Origin of the sequence: Paracoccus binzhouensis, assembly GCF_016446475.1 — a bacterium.
In the GTDB taxonomy this organism is placed as follows: domain Bacteria; phylum Pseudomonadota; class Alphaproteobacteria; order Rhodobacterales; family Rhodobacteraceae; genus Paracoccus; species Paracoccus binzhouensis.
Genome location: NZ_JAEHFP010000242.1, coordinates 1 through 1151, shown reverse-complemented (window position 1 = coordinate 1151; position 1151 = coordinate 1). Strand labels below are relative to the sequence as shown.

Annotated in this window: 1 pseudogene; it reads left to right on the top strand. The window is 75.4% G+C overall.

The features are described 5' to 3' along the window. Window positions 1–1151: pseudogene (locus tag I9P22_RS24235) on the top strand (DUF4159 domain-containing protein); the annotation flags it as partial.

Here is a 1151-nt window from a genome sequence, read left to right as displayed (position 1 = left end):
CGCAGGGCCCGCGCATCGCGCTGGAACCCGTCGCCGGCGACCGGCCGGCGCTGCGGCTTCGCGTGACCGGCGGCGGCGTGGCGCCCGAGGTGCTGGCCATCGGCCTCGACCCGCAGGGCACCCCGCGCGAACTGGCCCGGCTGAAGCCCGGGGCGCCCGAGGACGGCGTCCAGGGCGGTGTTGCCAGCTATCTGATCCCGATCTCCCTGCCGTCCGAATTGCGCAACCGCATCACCCGTTTCGAGGTCGAGGGCCATGCCTCGGCCGGGGCGGTGGTGCTGGCCGATGACAGCCTGCGCCGGCGCAAGGTGGCGCTGGTCGGCGACGACCGCGCCAGCGAGGGCCAGCGGCTGCTGTCGCCCATGCATTACCTGCGCCGGGCGCTGGCGCCCACGACCGATCTGGTCGAGGGCGGGCTGGGCGACGTGCTGCAGGCCTCGCCCGACGTGATCGTGATTGCTGACCAGATCGGCCTGGCCGAACAGGCCGGGCTGCGCGACTGGGTCGAAAAGGGCGGGTTGCTGATCCGCTTCTCGGGACCGCGCATGGCCGCCTCGGAGCGGCTGAGCGAGGAGGCGCTGCTGCCGGTGCGGTTGCGCGCCGGCGGGCGCGACATCGGCGGAGCGCTGAGCTGGGGCGAGCCGCGCGGCATCCGCCCCTTTGCCGCCGACGGGCCCTTTGCCGGGCTGGCCGTGCCGGGCGACGCCACGGTGCGCGCGCAATTGCTGGCCGAACCGGCCCCCGACCTGGCCGAGCGCAGCATCGCCCAGCTGACCGACGGCACGCCGCTGGTCACGCGCGCGCCGCTGGGGCAGGGGCAGCTGGTGCTGTTCCACACCACGGCGAATGCGGAATGGTCGAACCTGGCGATCTCGGGCCTGTTTGTCGAGATGCTGGACCGGCTGGTGCGCAGCGCCCGCGCCAGCGCCGCCGCACCCGAGGCCGAGGCGGCGGAACAGCCCTTCTGGCTGCCCGAACTGGTGCTGGACGGGTTCGGCCGCAGCGCCGAGCCGGGCGACCCAGTGCCGGTGGCCGCCGCCGATTTCGCCAAGGGACCAGCGCCGGGCGCCCCGGCGGGCCTCTATCGCGGCGGCGAGCGCATGGCGGCGCTGAATGCCGGCGGGCCGATCGCGCCGGCCGGCTGGCAGGGC